The organism is Dorea sp. AM58-8 (assembly GCF_003464045.1).
GTDB lineage: Bacteria > Bacillota > Clostridia > Lachnospirales > Lachnospiraceae > Claveliimonas > Claveliimonas ammoniilytica.
The window spans coordinates 59,087-76,481 of the sequence record NZ_QSDM01000002.1; the positions used below are offsets into that span (position 1 = coordinate 59,087).

Sequence of the window (17,395 nt, forward strand, 5' to 3'; positions counted from 1 at the left end):
TCCTGACTTACTCGTGTAAGAATCCGGTCAGTGGTGAAGAAGCGCTTGCACCACGATCCAGAGTTCTTCCAGGACCTGCGAGATAAGCATTACGTCCGGCAATGATAGCGTCGCGGAAAGCAGAAGCCATGAGAGCAACATCTCCTGAGGTTGCAATAGCTGTGTTTGCCATGATAGCTGCTGCACCCATTTCCATTGCTTCACATGCCTGAGACGGACGGCCAAGACCTGCATCTACGATAACCGGAAGATCGATCTCGTTGATCAGGATCTGGATAAATTCCTTGGTGCAGAGACCTTTGTTAGATCCGATCGGAGCGCCGAGAGGCATGATACAGGCAGCACCTGCATTGGCCAGATCTCTTGCAGCATTCAAATCCGGATACATGTAAGGCATAACAGTAAATCCTTCCTTTGCCAGCATCTCGGTAGCTTTGATAGTTTCGTAGTTATCCGGTAGCAGATATCTGGAGTCATGGATAACTTCTACTTTTACAAAATCACCGCAGCCAAGCTCTCTGGAAAGCTTTGCAATGCGAACAGCTTCCTCTGCGGTTCTTGCACCGGAAGTATTTGGCAGCAGGGTAACATTTTCCGGAATGTAATCCAAGATGTTAGCAAGTCCGCCTTCATTTGCACGGCGGATAGCCAGGGTAACGATTTCGGTTCCGGCATTTTCAACGCATGCCTTTACCAGATCCAGCGAAAATTTGCCGGAGCCAAGGATAAAGCGGGAGGTAAATTCGTGACCGCCCAGTGACCATTTGTCAGTTGTCTGATTCATAATAAATAACCTTCTTTCGTGAATAATATTGATGTTGGTTTGCTCATCTGAAGGCAGGTTAGCCACCGCCTACGAATGTTACAATTTCCAATGTGTCGCATTCGGTGAGCATGGTATCTGCAAAATGCGCTTTGGACAGAATCTTGTGATTCAACTCTACCGCAATGCGGCCAGCCGAATACTGGTTCGTTTCCAGATATTCAGCAACCGACATTGGATGTGGAAGTTCTACATTCTTTCCGTTCACAGTGATCATAGTGCGCTCCTTTCCTGAGAGAGTTAATTCGTTGCGACGTTTCAGAGCCTGTCTCGATTACGCTGTAAATCTGCATGGCTCTGAGACGTTACAAAAAAAGAGTCCACAAAAGAATACACCCGCGGTGGTGCACCCCTTCATGAACTCCTGTTCAATCTCAAAATCAATCGTATGCCGATAAAACATATTCGGTTTTACTAACCAAAAGTATACGGAGTTTTTGGCGGGATGTCAAACATTTTGTCACCAAATCTGGAAAAATACGGTCGCCATGGAATAAGAAGAAAAAATGGAGTCATACTACCATTGTTCATAAAATACAAGGAGGAGTTACCATGATATTATCAGAAAAAGAACGCACTACGATTGAGGATTTACAGACACAGGAGAAAAGCTGTATTGAGAAATACGGAATGTACGCCGGGCAGGCAAAGGATCCTGAGTTGAAGAAGCTGTTTCAGACATTGCAGAGTAAAGAAAGAGAGCATTACGATTCACTCGGAAGAGTCTTGAAAGGCACAGTACCGTCGTGTGACTGCAACGACACGGCAGGGCGTGATTATGAACCGAAAGCGACATATACAGCCATGAGTTCACCGGAAGAAAAAACAAAGGATGCATTTCTTGCAACGGACTGTATTGGAACGGAAAAACTGGTGTCAGGAGAATATAATACTAACGTATTTGCGTTTGGAAATACAGAAGTCAGGAAGCTGCTGGCGGACATTCAGGTAGAAGAACAGAATCATGCAGAAATGCTGTATAAGTATAAAATGGTGAATGGAATGAAGTGAAAAAGCCCAGAAAATATAGCGTACAAGAGTGATATATAGATGAAATGAATAAACCCTATGATATATAGGGATTATCAATTGGACAAAACTACCGAAGGAGGATAGAATGGCATAAGATATATGCGATACAAATGAGGAGGGAATTATGAAAAAGAAAGCAATTAGCATGCTTCTTGCTGCCGCAATGGTATTTAGCCTGGCTGCATGTGGAGCAAAAAGTGACAGTGACACCAAGGAAACGAAAAAAGAGACGACTGCAGATGCAAAGGATGAATCTTCGGATAAAGAAATTACAGTTGTTGCAACCGGTTCGTTCTATCCGATTTCCTACACAGACGATGATGGCAATTTGACAGGATTTGAAGTTGAGGCTTTAAAAGAAGTATGTAAGAGAGCTGACATTGCGATTAACTGGGAGCTGTCCGATGATTATACCACTATGTTTGGTGGAGTTGACAGTGGACTGTATGACACTATTGTTGGTCAGGTATCTGTAACAGATGAAAGAAAAGAGACATATCAGTTTACAGATGTATACGCAGAGAATTCTATCAGAATGTGTGTACGTGCTGATGATCCGGCAGAGTCAATTGATGGCCTCAGGGAAGAAAGGTATGTATTGAGTTTGGAACAGTACTTCAGGACTTCTTTGACAAATATAATTCAGAACACTCAGCAGATGAACAGATTGAATGTGTAGAAACTACAGGAAGTCCATATGAAGAACTTAAAGTAGGACATTTTGACGCATTTCCAATTACAGAATTGTCATTTGATTCAGTAATGGAAAAAGGCGAATACGACTTTAAACTGATTGGAGATCCAATCATCGTAGATTATCAGGCATGGCCATTTGCAAAAGATGCTGATCCAGAGATTATCAAAGCGATTAATAAGAGCATTAAGGAAATGCAGGATGATGGAACACTTAGCAAGCTTTCAGAAAAATTCTATGGACGTGACGTGACACAGATTACTGAAGAGTAGTAAGTAAATGATAAAGGTAGTCTTTAAGGCTACCTTTATTTGTGTAATAAGTAAGGAGATCGATTATGAGATTTGATGTTGAATTTTTCTGTTCCTGTTTTCCGGCTCTTTTGTTGAAGATTCCATATACGCTGTATTTAGGACTGATTTCTTTTTTCTTTGCTTTTGTGCTGGGTATGATTCTGGAGATATGCTATACATCTAAAAATAAAGTATTGAGGTATATAGCAGGGTTATATATTTCATATTTTCGGTCAACACCGTATATCACGCAGTTGTTTATTTTCTATTTTGGACTTCCGCAGATCTTTACATTTATGAGAGGGATGCCGGCAAGCGTGACGCTGGTTATTTCGCTTGCTATGAATTCTTCTGCTTTTATTGCTGAGACAATCAGGGGTGGTTTAATGTCGGTTGATAAAGGACAGAAAGAGGCTGCGTTATCTATCGGCATGAGTCCGATTGCTATGTATATGGAGATTATTTTGCCACAGGCTTTTATTGCAGCATTTCCGTCACTTGGAAATTCATTCATTGGTATGGTCAAGAATACTGCAATTGGTTTTACAATCGGTGTGATCGAAATGCTTTCGCAAGCTAAAATTCTTGGTGGTTCTTCGCTGAGATTTATGGAAGCATATATCGCAGTAGGTATTGTGTACTGGGGAATGCTTGTGTTGATTAACCGGATTTTAAAACGAATGGAAGTACGGATCTGCAAGCATTTGTAATCATTAAGATATAAGATTCAATGCGGGTATATGAAGGAGATATAGGATGATCGAAGTAAAAGATTTGCACAAGAGTTTTGGTAAACTTCATGTGCTGAAAGGAATAAATTTTACTGCAGAACAGGGAGAAGTAGTTGTGATTATCGGTCCATCGGGGATGGGAAAGTCTACATTTTTGCGATGCCTGAACTGTATTGAATTTCCAGAACAGGGCAGTATTGAAATTGATGGAGTGATATTAAATGTTCAGAAGAAAAACGAAAAGCAGATACGTGCACTGAGGCAGAAGAGCTCTATGGTATTTCAGAATTATAATGTGTTTAAGAATAAAACAGTTTTGCAGAATGTAATGCTTCCTATGACATCTGTACAAAAGATGAAAAAAGAAGAAGCAAAAGAAAAAGCGTTAAAATATCTGGAACAGGTGGAACTGCTTGATAAAGTCGATGAGTATCCGTCCAGATTATCTGGTGGACAGCAGCAAAGAGTGGGGATTGCAAGAGCAATGGCTGTGAATCCGAAGGTAATATTGCTGGATGAACCGACCTCTTCACTGGATCCGGAGCTCGTGTCCGGCATCCAGGACATATTGCGTAATCTGGCAAATGAGCATAGACGGACGATGATTATCGTCACGCACGAGATTAAATTTGCAAGAGAGATTGCTGACAGGATTATATTTATGGATGAGGGACGTATTGTAGAGGAAGGAACACCGGAAGAGCTATTCCTGAATCCTAAGAACGAACGTACCAGAAAATTTCTGGAAAAAATTGTGTAAGTGGAGGTTCGAAGAGATATGTATGAATTGCAGGTGAGGAGGGCACATAAAGCCCTTGGACTGGCACGACAGATTGTAGGTGTCCGGTTTCTTGTGATGCAAAAAGAATATGAAGATTGCCGGGCAGTGGAAGTGGATCATACGTCAATATGCAGCATGGTGCGGGAAGCGGGAAATGGAATGCGGGTGAAAGCAAAAGCAGATAATTTCCAGTGCATGAATGCGGCATATGCGGTAGGACTTCGCGAGATTCCGGCAGATGTGAGTACCGGAAGGGAAGACTATCGGAATGGACGTTATGAGAGTCTGGCGATTTCCAGACAGATCAGCGCAAATAAGCAGTGTATTACACAAAAGATATATGGTATAGAAATTGCACCGATAGAGATGATGGGAGAGGCTGACCTGGCAATTGTGATCGGAACCGCGAAAGACATTATGCGAGTCATGCAGGGCTATGCGAAATATTACGGCGTAGCAAAAAATGTAATCGCGGTAGCGAATAATGGCATTTGCAATGAGCTGATTGCCAAGCCATTTATGAATAACGATGTGAATGTGTCGCTGTTAAGTACATGTGCAAGAAAATCAGGCAAGTATGGAAGTGGCGAAATGGGTATTTCCATGCCAGTCCATATGTTGCAAAGCGTATTGAATGGTGTACTTGAAACGGTTAATCATACAGAGAATAACCGTCCTAAAAAAGAACTTTTAGAACGACTGGAATATCCGGAAGAACTTGGATTTGAAATCATAATGAATTACGATTATGGAACACAGGCGTCTGAATATGATAAATATTGCGATGAATGTGAACGTGCGGTTAACAGAGAGTAGATGCAGACAAAGATACAAAGTCTGATAAATCGGAGAAGAATATGGAACAGGAAAGAATAAAAAGCATATCAGAAAAATTAGAGCTTAAACGGGAGATCGTGGGAATCCGATTCCTGGTATATGAACAGGATTACGATGCATGCTCAGCAGAACAAGCCGGAATAAAAACACGTTTATGTGGATTTGTTAATAGGGCTACTCACGGAAAAAGAACGAAAGTAGTGTCTGAGAATTTTACTTGCAGCAGCGGACCGGAATTGACAGGGATGCGGGAGGAATCAGAGCGGATGCATTCAGGACAGCTTATGAGTCATTGCGGATTATATTCTGATCTTGGAATTGCCCGTGAAGTTTGTAAGAATACAATGCCAATTCCACAGAAAATATATGGGTTGGAGATAGGACCGCTTGCTGAGATGGAAGAAGCGGATGTGGTAATCATTATTGGAATGGCAGAACAGATCATGCATGTTGTAGAGGGATATACATATCATTATGGAGTGCCTCAGCCATTTATAAGCGTGGGAAATGGTGCGATGTGCAGTGATATGACATCGAAGCCATTTATGAGAAACGATCTGAATCTGTCACTTATGTGTTGTGGAGCCAGAACATCCACCGCCAGCGATTTCGGAGAACTGGGAGTCGGGATGCCGGCGCATATGTTTCGTTATGTTGCAGACGGAGTTATGAAAGCAAGTAGTGTGTAAGAAAGATATATGAAGAAACTTGAAAAATTATCAGGGCATCGGGAAAGAAGATGCCCTGATAGTGTTTAGAGAATATGGTTTTTAATCCTGTGCATTTTCTGCGTCAGAAGAAAATGCAGCCGTATCATCATGTAGTAGCCGGATAAAGTCTTTCAAGTAAGGCTTGGTCCGGTAAGATTTATAATATAATCCAAAAGAATATATATCATTACTGCAGAGAGTGCGCTTCGTCAGGTGCTGATGTGCAGGAAGGCGGATATCTGGAAGCAGTGTCACGCCATATCCTGCATCGGCCAGAAGAAGCGCATTTTCTGTTGTTTCGCAGTAATATAACTGGGATGGTTTCTTGTTCTTTGCAAATTCCCATTGTCCGTTGTAGACGGTTGGGGAGATTACACCCGGATCGTATAGAATAATAGCATAATCGTTCAGATCATTTGCGGTAACCTGCTTCTTCTGACTCAGCGGGAGTGTGTCCCGGAACAGACAGGCAAAGCGTGGGCGGCACAATTCTTTATAATGAAGAGAATCTTTGACGCCGGGAGCATGGAATCCCACAGTAACGTCCAAAGCTTCACGTTTCAGGGCATCTGGAAAATGTGTTTCCGGAAGAATGAGAACCTTTGGGTGGAGCATAGGATAAATATCTTTCATTTGTTCCAGTGTATTAGAAAGTAGTTCCATATGTAATGGATTGGCACAGCCAATGTGAAAATCGATGATCTTAGACTCATCCTGACTGGCAAAACGCTGGATGGAACGTCTGGCAGTATTAACCATAAGCTGTGCATCTGACTGGAAGATACGTCCGTTCTCTGTGAGGCGTACCATTCTTGTGCTGCGGATAAAAAGCTGAGTGCCCAGTTCTTCTTCTAAAGTATGAATCTGTCTGGTGATGGCTGGCTGAGAGACATTTAATTGTCTGGAAGCCCTGGCGAAGTTCAGGTGCTCAGCTACAGCCAGAAAACATTCTATTTGAAATATTGTCATTGCATACCTCCTGAAAAACTCAAAATGAATTATTATTAATTCGATTCTGTTATTAATAATAGCATTTTTTGAATTCTAATACAAAGCATTCTGTTGTAAAATGTTTGATTGTATCTGAAAGACAATAAGAATGACAGGAGGAAAATGATATGCCGATGCATAAGAGAGAAAGTTTGATTTACACGATTATGATGTGTTTTACGATGGTGTTGTGGATGAGTATTTATAATGTAACATTACATATGGGAATTTTGAATGTGGAGACGATAAAGGAAGCGTGGCTTGGATTCCCGATCGCCTATGTCTTTGCGATGCTGTGTGACTGGTTTGTAGTATCTGGGCCGGCAAAAGGATTTGCATTCCGTTTTCTGGTAAACCCGGACAGCAGTACGATGAAAAAAGTGATTGCAGTATCTTGCTGTATGGTAGTTCCGATGGTAATTATCATGTCATTTTATGGCGGAGTGGAAGCCTGTGTGAGATCAGGAGAGTGGAGTGCACTGCCAATCATCTGGCTGACCAATATTCCGAAGAACTTTATTATGGCGTTGCCGTTTCAGCTGATCGTTGCGGGACCGCTTGTGAGAAAAGTATTCCGTACGGCATTTCCGGTAGGAACCGTACTTGCGGAGTAATTTATAGAATATTAGGTTTATAGAAAGTTTATAATTAAATTAGCACTCATCTCTTTACAGTGCTAACAAAGTGTGTTATATAATATATATAGCAAATAAAACAAACACACTTGAGGGACGAAGATCCCGATAGCTATAGATGAGGAGGATGCTTTATGGTATTGGCTAACAGAGGTTATAACAGTTTATTTGATAATATGTTTCGCGATCCGTTTTATGGACGCAGCCAGGAGCGCACAGAGACGCAGGTAATGCGGACTGATATTTACGAGAAAGATGGCAATTATCTGATTGAGATGGATCTTCCGGGTTACAGCAAGTCTGATATTCAGGCTGATCTGAAGGAAGGTTATCTGACGATCACTGCTCATGATAATGAGACGGATGAGGAGAAGAAAGCCAAAGGCAAATGTATCCACAAGGAGCGTTATACCGGCACCTGCAGCAGACAGTTTTATGTAGGTGAGGATCTGACGCAGGAGGATATCAAGGCAGCATTTAATGATGGAGTGCTGAAGCTGATCGTGCCAAAAGAGATCAAGAAAGTCGAAGAAGAGCCGAAGTTTATTACCATTGAGTAATGGGATTCGGAAAGTTTGTACAATGAGTGCTTTATCACAGATGGAGATCGGAGATTCCGGTCTCCATTTTTTGTGCCATTTTTTGCGGGAATGTGTTATAATGGGCGGTACGAAAAAGAGAAAGAATTGGAGGAAATGAGAATCAATGAAAAGAGAGAGCTTTAAGAGCCGTCTGGGCTTCCTGCTGGTCAGCGCAGGATGTGCGATCGGTATCGGCAATGTATGGAGATTTCCATATGTGGCAGGACAGAACGGAGGAGGTTTTTTCGTATTATTATATCTGATTTTCCTGGTAAGCATGGGACTTCCGGTATTAACTATGGAGCTTGCGGTAGGACGTGCGAGTCGTAAAAGTGCGGTTATGGGTTACAAGGCGCTTGAGAAGCCTGGAAGCAAATGGCATATTCACGGATGGTTCTGCATCCTTGGGTGTTATGTGTTGATGATGTATTATACAACGGTATGCGGTTGGATGATCAGCTACTTTTTTAAATTTTTGACAGGAGAATTTAAGCCGGGGATGAATGCAGATCAGGTAGGAGCAGCATTCGGAGGACTGCTTGCATCACCGGGACAGATGGGCGCATGGATGGCAGTATCTGTTGTGGCTGGTTTCTTTGTATGTTCTAAGGGACTGCAGGATGGTCTGGAGAAGATCAGTAAGTTTATGATGGTGGCACTGATGGTACTGATCCTGGTACTGGCAGTACACAGCCTGGTGCTTCCAGGTGCGGGAGAAGGACTGAAGTTTTATCTGGTTCCAAGTGTGGACAAGATTCAGGAAGTCGGCATCCGTAATGTGGTAACCGCTGCGATGAATCAGGCATTCTTTACATTGAGCCTTGGAATTGCAGCAATGGAAATTTTCGGAAGTTATATGTCTAAGGATCACACCCTTCCGGGAGAGGCAGCAAGCATCTGCGGACTGGATACATTTGTAGCACTGATGGCTGGTATGATCATTTTTCCGGCATGTTTTTCATATGGAGTACAGCCGGATGCAGGTCCGTCACTGATTTTTGTGACGCTTCCGAATGTATTTGTAAATATGGCGGGCGGACGCGTATGGGGAGCACTGTTCTTCCTGTTTATGGTGTTTGCAAGCTTTTCTACTGTTATTGCAGTATTTGAAAATATTATTTCATTCAGCATGGATATGTTTGGCATAGAACGTAAGAAAGCATCTGTGATCAACTGTGTGATCGTACTTGTTGCCAGTATCCCATGTGTACTTGGGTATAATGTATGGAGCAATCTCCATCTGATCGGAGGAAGAGATGTGCTGGACAGCGAGGACTTTATTGTCAGCAACCTGCTCTTGCCGATTGGTTCCCTCATCTATCTGCTGTTCTGTGTGACTAAGATGGGATGGGGATTTGATAAATATCTGGATGAATGTAATCAGGGAACTGGATTACGTTTTGGTAAGTGGCTGAAACCATACTTCCAGTTTATACTTCCGATATTGATCCTGATTATTATTGTTCAGGGATTAATTGGATAAGTAACAGAAAGGTATAAACAAGCATGGATTATGAATTGCTGTTAAATGAGATCATTAATATAGGTAAGGAGATGATCAAGAGCGGCGCGGAGACAGATCGGGTTGAAGATAGTATGTATCGTATGCTGGAGAGCTACGATATTGGGCAGTGTAGTGTGTTCGCGATTCAGAGTAATATCCAGGTGACGATCAGATCGAAAGACGGAACGTTTATTACGCAGGTGCGTAGGGTTCACAGGACAGGATTTAACTATGATCGTCTGGATTATCTGAATAATCTTTCCCGCTATATCTGCAGGAACCAGCCGTCTGTTGCAGAGATTCAGGAGAAGTATGATGAGGTGATGAGCCGCAAGAAACAGCCGGCGTATATTGAGTACCTGGCTTCCCTTATGGGAGGTGTTGGATTTGGCGTGTATTTTGGATGTGATCTGGAAGATACACTTGTAGGAATTGTGGTTACTGTTCTGGTACTGGTGTGGTTTGGACGGCGTCTGAAACGCAAAGAGCATAATCTGGTCGCTTATAATCTAATCGTGTCGTTTGTGGCTACGGCAGGGATATTTGGAGCATATCATCTGGGGTTAGGCAATCATCCTGATCGTACATGCCTGGGACTCAGCATGGTACTGATCAGTGGTCTGTGCGTTGCGAACGGACTTCGGGATCTGGTAAGCCGTGCATATCTGTCCGGATTTTTGAATATCATTCATGCTTTTGTCGGAGCTGTGGGAATTGCCTGCGGTGCGGGGCTTGCAATGATATTATTTCGGGGAGAAATGTATGAAATGTGTTTGACACCCAGTGTGCCGGCACAGCTGATATCCTGTGGCATTGCAAGTATGGGATTTGCGTGGTTATTCAAGGCAGCCGATAAGCAGGCATTTTATGTTGGGATTGGTGGCAGCATGACCTGGGGTGCATATCTGATTGCACAGTATCTGCATGGGGATACATTTATCTGCACGATAGTAGCGGCAACTGTGGTAGCAGCCTATGCATTTATCATGTCCAGATACCATCGGGCACCGGCAACCATTTTTCTGACAACATCTATCTTGCCTGTGGTGCCTGGGGCAAACCTGTTCTATATGATGTATGGGATTGAGCAGAGAGATTATGCGATGGCAAATCAGCAGGCAATCACGCTTGCAACAACCTGCCTTGCTATAGCATTGGGCTTTCTGCTGGTAGATGTTGCCAGTCAATATGTACACAAACAAAAAGAATAATAAAAGTATCAGGAAGAAGAAAAAATCGGAAAGGAGAATACAGATGTTATCATTTGAATGCGATTATAATAAAGGAGCTCATAAGAAGATTCTGGAGCGCCTGCTGGAGACAAACGAGGAGCCGGCAAAGGGATATGGCTTTGATCCATACTGCGCATCAGCGGCAGAGAAGATTCTGAAAGCATGTGAACTTGCCAGTGGGCAGGTACAGTTTCTGACCGGAGGCACACAGACCAATCAGATTGTAATTGATGCCATGCTTGCGGGTTATGAAGCAGTAGTGGCAGCAGATACGGGGCATGTGAATTTCCATGAAGCGGGAGCAATCGAGTATACAGGACATAAGGTGCTGACAATTCCACATGTGAACGGCAAGCTCGACGCGGGAGATTTGGAACAGTATCTGAAGGATTATTATGCAGATGATAATCATGAACATATGGCACGTCCGGGTATGGTGTACATTTCACATCCGTCAGAATATGGAACACTGTATTCAAAAGCAGAGCTGGAAGCCCTGTCTTCTGTATGCAAAACGTATGAGCTTCCACTCTTCATGGACGGAGCGAGACTCGGATACGGTCTGATGAGTAAGGATACGGATGTAACGCTTCCGGATATTGCAAAGCTGTGTGATGTGTTTTATATTGGTGGCACAAAGGTGGGGGCATTGTGCGGTGAGGCGGTTGTATTTACCCATGGAAATATGCCGAAGCATTTCCTTACTACGGTAAAACAGCATGGTGCATTGAATGCCAAAGGACGGCTTCTTGGCGTACAGTTTGATGCGTTGTTTACGGATGATCTGTATTTTGAGATCAGCAAACATGCGATCGAGATGGCAGAAAAGCTGAAAAAAGCATTTAAGGAGAAGGGATATCAGTTCCTGATCGATTCTCCGACGAACCAGATCTTCGTAATTCTGGATAATGAGAAAAAGAAAGAACTGGAAAAAGAAGCACGATTTGGTTTCTGGGAGAAATACGATGAGACCCATACAGTTGTGCGTATTGCTACAAGCTGGGGCACTACAGAAGAAGAACTGAACGCATTAATTGAGCTTATCTAAGTGTATGGAGGAAGAAATACAGCATGGGATATTCAAAATTAGAGAAGAATCTGATTGATCTGATGAAGGAAGAACAGGCAAAGCTCGGCTATCGTAAGGAGGCTGTCAGATTGTACTATCCGCTGAGTTCGCTGAATCATTTATTTGAGGCAGAGGACAGCGTGGATGCCATGCAGGAGAGGTTGATACATTTTCCGGAGGATATGACTGCGAAGCTTGGTATGCTCACGGTTACGCATAAAGGAGACAGGTTCTGCTTCCGTATTCCGGAGGAAGGCAGTGAGTATGTACATGAACATATGGGAGCCAATGAATTTATTAAAGAACTGGTAGAAATGCTGTGGCAGCATGGCACGACAATGGAGCAGATCCGTGCGTTATTTGACCGCCATGCGGATGGCGTGATCTGTGAAAATATTGATAACGGAGAATTCGATTATCTGCTCCGTTTTCCGGAGAGTGTCGGCGACCCGTATTATTACTGCTTTAAGAATGAAGGATGTCATATTATCTATCACAGATTTCTGCCGGAAGATTACGCGGATTTCGACTTTTAATAATACAAGACTTATAAACCAGACAGGGCTATGATTAATCAAAAGTGTTTGATTAATCATAGCCCTGAAAACGTATATTTATTTTTTTCTTCTGTGGAAGAAACCATGTCTCTTCTTTTCTTTTTCTTCTTTTCCGATAGAAAGCAGTTCATCGTATGCTTTGCGCATCTCCCGCTCCTGCTTCTCGCGGACTTCCTTTGGCGGAATATTGGCATAACGGAAATGGAATTCTACATCGTCATCCTCATCCGAAACTGCCGGCTCGGTTCTTACCGGTGCGGTCTTCGCAGGTGCTGTGGTATGTTTTTCTGGAATGCGGAACTTCTTACGACAGCTGTGGCACAGCATGTAATCAGGATTCTTTTTGCTAGGGGTTAATGTATCTCCACAAATTGGACACTTCATAATAATCGTCTCCTTTATCAGATGTATGTTCAGATTGAGTAACTGAAATACTTTTCTTTTTTGATTCTACGGATATACTACCATAAAATTGTGAAAAAGCGAAGAAAAATTCACAAAAGCATCATAAAACTGTGCTACACTAAGCGTAAGATACAGGGCAGAAATCCCCATTATGATACGAAGAGGACAGGGTGGTTAGATGAGTAATATACAGATATTGGTAGTAGACGATGAGAGCAGAATGCGTAAACTGGTAAAGGATTTCCTTCAGAGAGAAGGCTATTCGGTATTGGAAGCAGGGGATGGAATGGAAGCAATGGATATTTTCTATGAGCAGAAGATCGATCTGGTGATTCTGGATGTGATGATGCCGAGGATGGATGGATGGCAGACATGCCGTGAGATCCGCAGAGACTCCACGGTTCCGATCATCATGCTGACGGCCAGATCTGAAGAGCGTGATGAGCTGCAGGGATTTGAACTTGGTGTGGACGAGTACATTTCTAAGCCATTCAGTCCGAAGATCCTGGTGGCGCGTGTAGGTGCACTTCTGAAGCGTATATACGGAACAGATGCAGAAGAGAAGATGGAAGCCGGTGGTATTGAGCTTGACAAGGCGGCACATCAGGTACAGGTGGACGGCAAGAGTATCGACCTTAGTTATAAAGAATTTGAACTGCTGACATATTTTCTGGAGAATCAGGGAATCGCACTTTCTAGGGGGAAGATCCTCAATAATGTGTGGAATTATGATTATTTCGGAGATGCGCGGACCATTGATACTCATGTAAAGAAGCTGAGAAATAAGCTGGGTGATAAAGGTAATTACATTAAGACCATTTGGGGTATGGGTTACAAATTTGAGGTGGAATAAATGAAACATTCGATTAAGAAGCAGATGATCGTAATTTTCATCTCGCTTCTGGCGTTTATGTGTGTGGCGGTTCTGGTATGTAATGTGTGGCTGCTGGGACCGTATTACATCCGCAATAAAGAAGCCAAATTTATCAGCATGTACGAAGCACTTCTGGATGCGGAACAAAATGACGAACTGGATACATCCGATGAGGAGACATACAGTGAACTGGTACACCTGGCAGAGAAGAATAATCTGTTTTTTCTGGCAGTTAATCTGAAAGATCAGAAGCTCATTACCAATGTGCAGCATACCATGGATCTGCAGCAGAATCTGGACGCGTTTATACTGAACCGGACAGAGAAAAATGACCGGACATTAAAGAAGACAGATGAATACGAACTTACAGAGACCAAAGGAAAGGAGGCGGGAACGGAGTATCTGATGATGCGTGGAACGCTCGGCTCCAATTATATTTTCCTGATTCAGAGTCCAATCGAGAGTATCCAGCAGAGTGTAGCACTGTCTAATAAGTTTCTGATTGTTGTAGAGCTGATCGTGTTGGTCGTGGGGATATGGATGGTATGGTTCTTTTCGAAACGTCTGACAGAACCGTTGCGAGAGCTCGCGGGACTTTCAGAGAAAATGGCAGAGCTTGATTTTGATGCCAAATACACCAGTGGTGGTGACAATGAGATTGGTGTGTTGGGTGAGAACTTTAATCGGATGTCAGAGAAGCTGGAACGTTCAATCTCAGATCTGAAGAGTGCCAATAATCAATTGTTGAAAGATATTGAGCAGAAGGACAGACTGGAGCAGATGCGGAATGAATTTCTGGGAAATGTGTCCCATGAGCTGAAGACACCGATCGCATTGATCCAGGGATACGCAGAAGGCTTAAAAGAGGGCGTAAATGATGATCCGGAGAGCAGAGAGTTCTACTGTGATGTCATTATGGATGAAGCCTCTAAGATGAATCATATGGTACGTAATCTGCTGGATCTGAATCAGCTGGAATTTGGTGATGAAAAGATTCAGTTTGAACGGTTTGATCTGACCGAGTTAGTGAAGGGTGTTCTGCAGAGCATGGAGCTTTTTGCAGAGCAGAAGCAGGCAAAGGTAAGATTTCGTCAGACAGAGCCATTGTACGTGTGGGGCGATGAATATAAGATCGAGCAGGTTGTGAGGAACTATGTAAGCAATGCATTTAACCATCTTGCGGGAGACATGGTGGTAGAAGTGAAGATTGAAGTGAAAGATGGCATTGCAAGGACGACAGTATTTAACACCGGTAAGCCGATTCCGGAAGAAGACATTTCACACATCTGGGAGAAATTCTATAAAGTAGACAAAGCTCATACCAGAGAGTATGGCGGTAACGGTATCGGACTGTCTATCGTCAAGGCCATCATGGAGTCACTGCATCGAAAATATGGTGTGGAGAATTATGACAATGGGGTTGCCTTTTGGTTTGAGTTAGAGGTAAAATGATGCCATGGACTGCTGCGGAGCAATCCGTGGCATTTCCTTTTGGCAAAATGATATGCAAGATATTATGATGCAGTAAATTGTTATGCTTGAGAGGTAATACAGAAGAAAGGAACCAGATATATGGTCGCAATTATTGATTACGATGCGGGAAATATTAAAAGCGTGGAGAAAGCCATGCAGCTTCTTGGACAGGAAGTGAAGATTACCAGAGACAGAGACGAGATCATGGCAGCGGATCATGTGATCCTGCCGGGCGTCGGAGCATTCGGAGACGCGATGGAGAAGTTGCATCAGTATGGACTGGTGGAGGTGATCCATGAGGTGACAAAGAAAGGCACGCCATTCCTTGGAATCTGTCTGGGACTTCAGCTTTTATTTGAGCGGAGCGATGAAGCACCGGGTGTGGAAGGTCTCGGAGTTCTGAAAGGGGATATTCTGAAACTGCCGGATAAGGAAGGCTATAAGATCCCGCACATGGGCTGGAATTCACTGGATTTTCCGCGAGAAGGAAGACTTTTTAAAGGATTAGGCGAACATCCATATGTTTATTTTGTTCATTCTTATTATCTGAAGGCAGCAGAGGAAGAGATTGTTACCGCAACTGCGGATTATACGACGACGATCCACGCTTCCGTAGAAAAAGATAATGTATTTGCCTGTCAGTTTCATCCGGAGAAGAGCAGCGATGTAGGACTTCAGATTTTGAAAAATTTTGTGGAACTGTAGAAGGAGGAAGATGACATGCATACCAAGAGAATTATTCCCTGCCTGGACGTACATAACGGACGAGTGGTAAAGGGTGTTAATTTTGTAGATTTAAGAGATGCCGGTGATCCGGTAGAGATCGGCAAGGCATATGATAAAGCAGGTGCAGATGAGCTGGTATTTCTGGATATTACAGCTTCGTCTGATGCCAGAGAGACAGTTGTAGATATGGTCCGCAAGGTAGCAGAGACTGTATTTATTCCATTTACGGTAGGCGGCGGCATCCGTACGGTGGATGATTTCCGTGCACTGCTAAGAGAAGGTGCAGATAAGATATCGATTAATTCGTCCGCGATCAATATACCGCGTCTGATATCCGATGCTGCGGACAAATTCGGCAGCCAGTGTGTGGTCGTTGCGATTGATGCCAAGCGCAGAGCGGATGGAAGCGGATGGAATATATATAAAAATGGCGGCCGTATCGATGTAGGTATCGATGCGGTTGAGTGGGCAAAGAAAGTAGAACAGCTGGGAGCGGGAGAAATTCTTCTGACCAGCATGGACTGCGATGGAACAAAGGCCGGTTATGATCTGGAGCTTACCAGAATCATAGCTGAAGAGGTATCAATTCCGGTGATCGCATCAGGAGGTGCCGGTACGCTCGAACATTTTGAAGAGGTGCTGACAGATGGCAAGGCAGATGCGGCACTGGCAGCGTCATTGTTCCACTATAAAGAACTGGAAATTCGGGAAGTAAAAGAATACTTGCGTGAGAAGGGCGTATCGGTACGTCTGTAAAAGCACAGAGGAGAGGAAACGTATGGCAGCGATTAATAATGACTGGCTGGATGCTCTGAAGGAAGAATTCAGTAAGCCATATTACCGGGAACTATTTAAAAAGGTGAATGAAGAATACAGCAGATATCAGATATTTCCGCCGGCAGATGACATTTTCAATGCATTTCATCTGACACCGTTATCGAAGGTGAAGGTGGTAATCCTGGGACAGGATCCGTATCACAATGTGGGACAGGCACATGGACTCTGCTTTTCGGTAAAGAAAGGTGTAGATATTCCGCCGTCACTGGTCAATATTTATAAAGAGCTGCATGATGATCTGGGATGTACGATTCCGAATCACGGATGTCTGACGAAATGGGCAGAACAGGGCGTACTGATGCTGAATACGGTATTGACGGTTCGTGCGCATCAGGCAAATTCACACCGCGGAATTGGCTGGGAAGAATTCACCGATGCGGCGATCATGGCACTGAATAGTCAGGACAGGCCGATCGTATTTATCCTGTGGGGCGGTCCGGCACAGCGGAAGGCTTCGATGTTACACAATCCGAAGCATCTGATCCTGAAAGCACCACACCCAAGTCCATTGTCTGCATATCGAGGATTTTTTGGAAGTAAACCGTTCAGCCAGACCAATGCATTCTTGGAAGAGCATGGTCTGGAACCGATCGACTGGCAGATTGATTAAA

At 43.5% G+C, this 17,395-nt stretch carries 22 protein-coding genes; 18 read left to right on the top strand and 4 right to left on the bottom strand.

Annotated features, from left to right (window positions below; all coding sequences use genetic code 11):
* Positions 1 to 7: 7 nt before the first annotated feature.
* Positions 8 to 784, bottom strand: a complete 777-nt coding sequence (locus tag DXA18_RS01900) for a thiazole synthase (protein WP_118382438.1) — start codon at positions 782 to 784, stop codon at positions 8 to 10.
* Positions 785 to 842: 58 nt separating this feature from the next.
* Complete coding sequence (gene thiS, locus DXA18_RS01905; protein ID WP_118382439.1) at positions 843 to 1,040, bottom strand: sulfur carrier protein ThiS; 198 nt, start codon at positions 1,038 to 1,040, stop codon at positions 843 to 845.
* Positions 1,041 to 1,375: 335 nt separating this feature from the next.
* Here thiS and DXA18_RS01910 point away from each other — a divergent pair, with 335 nt between their 5' ends.
* From DXA18_RS01910 to DXA18_RS01935, 7 genes are all read left to right on the top strand, one after another.
* The gene (locus DXA18_RS01910; RefSeq protein ID WP_118382440.1) at positions 1,376 to 1,834 is read left to right on the top strand and encodes a ferritin-like domain-containing protein; all 459 of its coding nucleotides are present in this window, start codon (positions 1,376 to 1,378) and stop codon (positions 1,832 to 1,834) included.
* 145 nt (positions 1,835 to 1,979) lie between these two features.
* Positions 1,980 to 2,534 (top strand): transporter substrate-binding domain-containing protein, encoded by a 555-nt coding sequence (locus tag DXA18_RS16495; RefSeq protein ID WP_330424355.1) that lies wholly within the window; start codon positions 1,980 to 1,982, stop codon positions 2,532 to 2,534.
* 83 nt (positions 2,535 to 2,617) lie between these two features.
* Positions 2,618 to 2,821, top strand: a complete 204-nt coding sequence (locus DXA18_RS17585; RefSeq protein WP_442873202.1) for a hypothetical protein — start codon at positions 2,618 to 2,620, stop codon at positions 2,819 to 2,821.
* 65 nt (positions 2,822 to 2,886) lie between these two features.
* Entirely contained in the window at positions 2,887 to 3,552 is a 666-nt protein-coding gene (locus DXA18_RS01920; protein ID WP_118382441.1) for an amino acid ABC transporter permease, read from the top strand.
* Positions 3,553 to 3,598: 46 nt separating this feature from the next.
* Complete coding sequence (locus DXA18_RS01925) at positions 3,599 to 4,333, top strand: amino acid ABC transporter ATP-binding protein (protein WP_118382442.1); 735 nt, start codon at positions 3,599 to 3,601, stop codon at positions 4,331 to 4,333.
* Positions 4,334 to 4,351: 18 nt separating this feature from the next.
* Entirely contained in the window at positions 4,352 to 5,170 is an 819-nt protein-coding gene (locus DXA18_RS01930; protein WP_118382443.1) for a DUF169 domain-containing protein, read from the top strand.
* Between the two features lie 41 nt (positions 5,171 to 5,211).
* Complete coding sequence (locus DXA18_RS01935) at positions 5,212 to 5,880, top strand: DUF169 domain-containing protein (protein WP_118382444.1); 669 nt, start codon at positions 5,212 to 5,214, stop codon at positions 5,878 to 5,880.
* An 81-nt stretch (positions 5,881 to 5,961) separates the two neighbouring features.
* Here DXA18_RS01935 and DXA18_RS01940 read toward each other — a convergent pair whose 3' ends face one another.
* Positions 5,962 to 6,870 (bottom strand): LysR family transcriptional regulator, encoded by a 909-nt coding sequence (locus tag DXA18_RS01940; protein ID WP_118382445.1) that lies wholly within the window; start codon positions 6,868 to 6,870, stop codon positions 5,962 to 5,964.
* Between the two features lie 149 nt (positions 6,871 to 7,019).
* Here DXA18_RS01940 and DXA18_RS01945 point away from each other — a divergent pair, with 149 nt between their 5' ends.
* The 6 genes from DXA18_RS01945 to DXA18_RS01970 all read left to right on the top strand — a co-directional run bounded on the left by DXA18_RS01945 (position 7,020) and on the right by DXA18_RS01970 (position 12,448).
* Positions 7,020 to 7,505: a DUF2798 domain-containing protein gene (locus tag DXA18_RS01945; protein ID WP_118382446.1), complete on the top strand. Its 486-nt coding sequence runs from the start codon at positions 7,020 to 7,022 to the stop codon at positions 7,503 to 7,505.
* 155 nt (positions 7,506 to 7,660) lie between these two features.
* A complete protein-coding gene (locus tag DXA18_RS01950) occupies positions 7,661 to 8,086 on the top strand; it encodes an Hsp20/alpha crystallin family protein (protein WP_118382447.1) in 426 nt (141 codons plus the stop codon).
* Between the two features lie 145 nt (positions 8,087 to 8,231).
* Entirely contained in the window at positions 8,232 to 9,590 is a 1,359-nt protein-coding gene (locus DXA18_RS01955) for a sodium-dependent transporter (RefSeq protein ID WP_118382448.1), read from the top strand.
* A 23-nt stretch (positions 9,591 to 9,613) separates the two neighbouring features.
* On the top strand, positions 9,614 to 10,822 hold the full coding sequence (locus tag DXA18_RS01960; RefSeq protein WP_118382449.1) for a threonine/serine ThrE exporter family protein: 1,209 nt from the start codon (positions 9,614 to 9,616) through the stop codon (positions 10,820 to 10,822).
* 43 nt (positions 10,823 to 10,865) lie between these two features.
* Positions 10,866 to 11,891 carry a threonine aldolase family protein gene (locus DXA18_RS01965; RefSeq protein ID WP_118382450.1) on the top strand — a complete coding sequence of 342 codons (1,026 nt, stop codon included), beginning with the start codon at positions 10,866 to 10,868 and terminating at the stop codon, positions 11,889 to 11,891.
* Between the two features lie 23 nt (positions 11,892 to 11,914).
* Positions 11,915 to 12,448: a DUF3877 family protein gene (locus tag DXA18_RS01970; protein ID WP_118382451.1), complete on the top strand. Its 534-nt coding sequence runs from the start codon at positions 11,915 to 11,917 to the stop codon at positions 12,446 to 12,448.
* 78 nt (positions 12,449 to 12,526) lie between these two features.
* Here the strand turns inward: DXA18_RS01970 and DXA18_RS01975 are convergent, their stop codons facing one another.
* Positions 12,527 to 12,853, bottom strand: a complete 327-nt coding sequence (locus tag DXA18_RS01975) for a hypothetical protein (RefSeq protein WP_118382452.1) — start codon at positions 12,851 to 12,853, stop codon at positions 12,527 to 12,529.
* Between the two features lie 199 nt (positions 12,854 to 13,052).
* On the opposite strand from DXA18_RS01975, the gene DXA18_RS01980 reads away from it, so the two are divergent.
* The 5 genes from DXA18_RS01980 (at position 13,053) to DXA18_RS02000 (ending at position 17,394) form a co-directional block, all read left to right on the top strand.
* Positions 13,053 to 13,727, top strand: coding sequence for a response regulator transcription factor (locus DXA18_RS01980; RefSeq protein WP_118382453.1), 675 nt, complete (start codon positions 13,053 to 13,055; stop codon positions 13,725 to 13,727).
* A complete protein-coding gene (locus DXA18_RS01985; RefSeq protein ID WP_118382454.1) occupies positions 13,728 to 15,200 on the top strand; it encodes a sensor histidine kinase in 1,473 nt (490 codons plus the stop codon). It abuts the gene before it with no gap.
* 120 nt (positions 15,201 to 15,320) lie between these two features.
* Positions 15,321 to 15,926: an imidazole glycerol phosphate synthase subunit HisH gene (gene hisH, locus DXA18_RS01990; RefSeq protein ID WP_118382455.1), complete on the top strand. Its 606-nt coding sequence runs from the start codon at positions 15,321 to 15,323 to the stop codon at positions 15,924 to 15,926.
* Positions 15,927 to 15,941: 15 nt separating this feature from the next.
* Positions 15,942 to 16,703 (top strand): imidazole glycerol phosphate synthase subunit HisF, encoded by a 762-nt coding sequence (hisF, locus tag DXA18_RS01995; RefSeq protein ID WP_118382456.1) that lies wholly within the window; start codon positions 15,942 to 15,944, stop codon positions 16,701 to 16,703.
* A 22-nt stretch (positions 16,704 to 16,725) separates the two neighbouring features.
* Complete coding sequence (locus tag DXA18_RS02000; protein ID WP_118382457.1) at positions 16,726 to 17,394, top strand: uracil-DNA glycosylase; 669 nt, start codon at positions 16,726 to 16,728, stop codon at positions 17,392 to 17,394.
* Position 17,395: the final 1 nt, after the last annotated feature.

Coding starts and splice junctions, on each gene's coding strand:
- DXA18_RS01900 (WP_118382438.1), bottom strand. CDS start 784: ATGAATCAGACAACTGACAAATGGTCACTGGGCGGTCACGAATTTACC.
- thiS (WP_118382439.1), bottom strand. CDS start 1,040: ATGATCACTGTGAACGGAAAGAATGTAGAACTTCCACATCCAATGTCG.
- DXA18_RS01910 (WP_118382440.1), top strand. CDS start 1,376: ATGATATTATCAGAAAAAGAACGCACTACGATTGAGGATTTACAGACA.
- DXA18_RS16495 (WP_330424355.1), top strand. CDS start 1,980: ATGAAAAAGAAAGCAATTAGCATGCTTCTTGCTGCCGCAATGGTATTT.
- DXA18_RS17585 (WP_442873202.1), top strand. CDS start 2,618: ATGGAAAAAGGCGAATACGACTTTAAACTGATTGGAGATCCAATCATC.
- DXA18_RS01920 (WP_118382441.1), top strand. CDS start 2,887: ATGAGATTTGATGTTGAATTTTTCTGTTCCTGTTTTCCGGCTCTTTTG.
- DXA18_RS01925 (WP_118382442.1), top strand. CDS start 3,599: ATGATCGAAGTAAAAGATTTGCACAAGAGTTTTGGTAAACTTCATGTG.
- DXA18_RS01930 (WP_118382443.1), top strand. CDS start 4,352: ATGTATGAATTGCAGGTGAGGAGGGCACATAAAGCCCTTGGACTGGCA.
- DXA18_RS01935 (WP_118382444.1), top strand. CDS start 5,212: ATGGAACAGGAAAGAATAAAAAGCATATCAGAAAAATTAGAGCTTAAA.
- DXA18_RS01940 (WP_118382445.1), bottom strand. CDS start 6,870: ATGACAATATTTCAAATAGAATGTTTTCTGGCTGTAGCTGAGCACCTG.
- DXA18_RS01945 (WP_118382446.1), top strand. CDS start 7,020: ATGCCGATGCATAAGAGAGAAAGTTTGATTTACACGATTATGATGTGT.
- DXA18_RS01950 (WP_118382447.1), top strand. CDS start 7,661: ATGGTATTGGCTAACAGAGGTTATAACAGTTTATTTGATAATATGTTT.
- DXA18_RS01955 (WP_118382448.1), top strand. CDS start 8,232: ATGAAAAGAGAGAGCTTTAAGAGCCGTCTGGGCTTCCTGCTGGTCAGC.
- DXA18_RS01960 (WP_118382449.1), top strand. CDS start 9,614: ATGGATTATGAATTGCTGTTAAATGAGATCATTAATATAGGTAAGGAG.
- DXA18_RS01965 (WP_118382450.1), top strand. CDS start 10,866: ATGTTATCATTTGAATGCGATTATAATAAAGGAGCTCATAAGAAGATT.
- DXA18_RS01970 (WP_118382451.1), top strand. CDS start 11,915: ATGGGATATTCAAAATTAGAGAAGAATCTGATTGATCTGATGAAGGAA.
- DXA18_RS01975 (WP_118382452.1), bottom strand. CDS start 12,853: ATGAAGTGTCCAATTTGTGGAGATACATTAACCCCTAGCAAAAAGAAT.
- DXA18_RS01980 (WP_118382453.1), top strand. CDS start 13,053: ATGAGTAATATACAGATATTGGTAGTAGACGATGAGAGCAGAATGCGT.
- DXA18_RS01985 (WP_118382454.1), top strand. CDS start 13,728: ATGAAACATTCGATTAAGAAGCAGATGATCGTAATTTTCATCTCGCTT.
- hisH (WP_118382455.1), top strand. CDS start 15,321: ATGGTCGCAATTATTGATTACGATGCGGGAAATATTAAAAGCGTGGAG.
- hisF (WP_118382456.1), top strand. CDS start 15,942: ATGCATACCAAGAGAATTATTCCCTGCCTGGACGTACATAACGGACGA.
- DXA18_RS02000 (WP_118382457.1), top strand. CDS start 16,726: ATGGCAGCGATTAATAATGACTGGCTGGATGCTCTGAAGGAAGAATTC.